The organism is Pseudoalteromonas sp., from assembly GCF_041613455.1.
Lineage (GTDB): Bacteria > Pseudomonadota > Gammaproteobacteria > Enterobacterales > Alteromonadaceae > Pseudoalteromonas.
Genome location: NZ_JBFJHD010000260.1, coordinates 1 through 3,703 on the forward strand (window position 1 = coordinate 1; position 3,703 = coordinate 3,703).

A 3,703-nucleotide genomic window follows, 5' to 3' on the forward strand; every position below is an offset into this window, starting at 1 on the left:
AAATGTCAGCAGTGATGCTGTTCAAGTACAGTTTGATCAAAATGAAGATGATTTAGCGGTACTCGAACTAAACGTCACCCTACCTGACGAAGAGCCAAAAGTATAATAAACAAGGGCGTATAATACGCCCTTTTTTATTGATTGGCAGTGCGTGGTGATTAACTTTGCTCGCCAAAGAACAATTTCGTGATCAGTTGGTTATCTATGGTTTCGCCTTTTAAGGTGCGCACGAGTAGCTCACTACCGAGCAATTGTAACGAAAACACGATATCGGGTTTTACCCGTTTAATTTGCGGAATGTGCTTGCTTGAATTCACCAGTGCAATGGTCTTAGTGTGTTCACCAGCAACTTCTTTGGCAGCTAAAATACTAAATGCATTTTCCGCATCATCGGTTCTCAGTGCTAAAATGTAGTTGGCTTTTTTAGCCCCCGCTTCTAGCAAAATATCTGCCGAGCTTGAGTCACCATATACAATATCGGCATCGGCAGGATACGCATGTTCAGAGCCGGTTGCACACACTAAAGTAACTTGATCGCCACGCTCAATTAAACCCGCGTAAACACTGTGCGCCGTTGGTGAAATACCTAAAATAATAAAATGATTTTTTCGCATCACGTTTGAAATCCTACCCTTAACGATTTTTTTAAGATTGCCACCGATCACAGGGCCAATAATGGCACTGATCGACGTGGCAAAAACGGTAATACCCATCACTATAATGGACGCGGTGAATAACCGCGCGGTTGCAGTAACTGGGTAAAGATCGCCATAGCCCACCGTCGACATACTGACAATTGAAAAATAAAATGCCGTGGGTAAATCGGTGATCGGCGTGCTAAATTCATCACCTAAATACAAGGTACCAAATACCCCATACAACATTAAAGCCCCAGTGCTAGTTAACGCAAATAGGCTACCGGCGGTAATGCTAGAACCATCAAAACTGCGCCAATAGACCAACAGCAGCATACTCACTACCACAGTATACGACAACAGTATCAATCCCGAGCTTGACGATAAAATACTTATTATTGCAACCACTAGCAATAAGATCAGTGAAAACGCCCATGCCAAGCGTGCTTTTAAAGCCAAGCCAATCGACATGATTATTAACCCGGCCCCTAATATAAAGCGCGGCAGTTCGCTAATGCCTATTTTATCAATCAAGTTTAACCAATCGTGTGACCAGCTAACCATGCCTGGCAGCATTTGCTGCACGCGAGAAACGACTGGCTTTATCAGCCAATAGCCATTAAAGGCAACCAGCAACGCCAGTATCCAGGCGGGTTTATAAATTTGTGATAATTTGCGTTTAATTATGTCAAGGTTCATAAAAGTATTTAAATCGCTATAAGCTAAAGGTGTCGTATTGGTAAAAGTGCCCTAAGGAAAAGCTAATTAGGGCAATACACTGTATTTATTACTCACTAGGCTCTAAAATCTGCGAACAGTTTATTGAAACAAACGGGCATAGCCTCCTATTGATAACTCAATGCAGCATGCAGCTCGCTATTACACATCCCACTCTTTTAGTGTGTCTTTAACAAAATCATAGCGCCATGAACTCAATAAGTCAGGTTTGATATGGTTGGCTTTTTGTTGCTCGGTGAGTTTCCAATTCCAACTAATTAATTGGTTTACCTGCTTTTTAGACGCCATCACGTCTTCGGGAATATTATGTTGCTTGGCCACCTTATTAATTTTTTGTTTAAGCTCCTTCGCGACTTTTTTATAAGCGGGAAAGTCAATTAAACGTTTTAGCACCGCAGGGTGCTGTTCTTCAGGTAGCGCTTTGGCCTGCTCAATACATTTTAATATTTCAACCCCAGAGCGGTTCACCTCAATGGCTTCGACTCCCGGTATTTGCCTTAAAGCATTAAGACTTGAAGGACCACGCTTGGCAATTTCTGTCATGTTGTGCTCTTTGAGCACAAAGTTTAACGCTAAATTTTTCCGTATGGCTTTATTACGACGCCACACCGCGAGTTCTTTTAACACAGCTAATTCGTGTGGTTTTAGCTGCCACGCATTTTTAATCTCTTTATATAATAGTTCATCCGGAATTTGAAAGGCACGTTTATTAGCGACCAGCTCACTTTCGCTGATCACAATATTATATAAATCCGCAGCATTTATACTGTCTATAATCAACTTAAAGCACGGTAATAAATGAAATGCATCGGCCGCGGCATATTCAAGCTGTTTATTTGTTAATGGCCGCTGCAACCAATTAGTACGTGATTCGCTTTTATCAATTTCAATACCGAGCAGGGTTTTAACCATTAATGCAAAACCCATACAGTTGCCTTCACCCAATAACTGTAACGCGAATTGGGTATCAAACAAGGGCGCAGGAACAAAACCCGCGTACTTTTGAAATACTTCAATGTCTTCTGAAGGCGAGTGTAATACTTTTAAAACAGCGGGATCTTTTAAAATTTGCCAAAAGTCGAATAACGATAATTCTGCCAGTGGATCGATAAGCGCTAAATGCTCACCGTCGTAAACCTGAATAAGCGCGACCTCTGGGTATAAAGTACGCCGGCGCATAAATTCTGTATCAATGGCGAGTACTGGCTTGTTTTTGATCTGCTCAACAAAACTATTTAGCTGATCTTGGGTTTCTATTAATTGGTAATGCACTTACTCTCCTACAATAAAAAAGCCGACTTAGGTCGGCTTTTTTAATGGTTGCTAATCTTTTAAGGCTCTTCTGAGTATTTTACCTACATTAGTTTTAGGTAGCTCATCCCTAAACTCAACAAGCTTAGGCACCTTATAATTAGTTAAATTATCACGACAATGCTTTATTATATCTTTTTCAGTTAAAGATGGGTCTTTTTTAACAACAAAAACTTTAACTTGTTCACCGCTAATATCATGTGGAACACCCACTGCGGCCACTTCAAGCACGCCATCATGCATGGCAACCACTTCTTCTATCTCATTTGGAAACACATTGAAGCCCGAGACAATAATCATGTCTTTTTTACGGTCAACAATATAAAAGAAGCCTTCATCGTCAAAGGTGGCAATATCACCGGTGGCAAACCAGCCGTCTTTTAAGCTTTCAGCGGTTGCATCAGGGCGATTATAATAACCTAACATTACTTGCGGGCCTTTAACCCACAGCTCGCCAGGCTCACCTTTTGCGGCTTCTTCGCCATTTTCTAGCATCAATTTGATTTCTGTACTTGGGGCTGGCAAACCAATAGAGCCGTTATAAGCTGTTAAATCATAAGGGCTTAGCGTGACCAATGGCGAACATTCGGTTAAGCCATAACCTTCCATTAATTTAGATTTAGTGACGGTTTGCCACTTTTCAGCCACTGGACGTTGCACAGCCATACCGCCGCCTAACGACATTTTTAAATGACTAAAGTCGAGATCTGCAAACCCTGGCGTATTTAATAAACCATTAAACAAGGTGTTTACCCCAGTAATGGCAGTAAATTTACTTTTGCTTAGCTCTTTTATAAAGCCTGGCATATCACGTGGGTTAGTGATCAGTATGTTTAAGCCACCGTATTTCATAAAGGTAAGACAGTTAGCGGTTAACGCAAAAATATGGTAAAGCGGTAACGCGGTTACCACCACTTCTTTACCACGATCTAGCACCGGATCTAAACAGCCCGATACCTGTTCAAGGTTACCCACTAAATTACCATGGCTTAGCATCGCCCCTTTAGACACCCCGGTGG

The 3,703-nt window shown here is 41.6% G+C and carries 3 protein-coding genes and 1 pseudogene; 1 reads left to right on the top strand and 3 read right to left on the bottom strand.

Annotation, left to right across the window (positions count from 1 at the left end):
* Positions 1-106 (top strand): annotated as a pseudogene (locus ABYB02_RS15525) (cell division topological specificity factor); the annotation flags it as partial.
* 52 nt (positions 107-158) lie between these two features.
* On the opposite strand, the gene kch reads toward ABYB02_RS15525, so the two are convergent.
* From kch to ABYB02_RS15540, 3 genes are all read right to left on the bottom strand, one after another.
* Positions 159-1,334, bottom strand: coding sequence for a voltage-gated potassium channel protein (kch, locus tag ABYB02_RS15530; protein WP_372763305.1), 1,176 nt, complete (start codon positions 1,332-1,334; stop codon positions 159-161).
* Between the two features lie 180 nt (positions 1,335-1,514).
* Positions 1,515-2,645: a ribonuclease D gene (gene rnd, locus ABYB02_RS15535; RefSeq protein WP_372763306.1), complete on the bottom strand. Its 1,131-nt coding sequence runs from the start codon at positions 2,643-2,645 to the stop codon at positions 1,515-1,517.
* A gap of 51 nt (positions 2,646-2,696) precedes the next feature.
* Positions 2,697-3,703 (bottom strand): AMP-binding protein (locus tag ABYB02_RS15540; RefSeq protein WP_372763307.1); only part of this gene is annotated, 1,007 nt, incomplete at its 5' end.

What these genes read in the sequence shown, in the direction of transcription:
- kch (WP_372763305.1), bottom strand. Translation starts at nt 1,334, where the DNA reads ATGAACCTTGACATAATTAAACGCAAATTATCACAAATTTATAAACCC.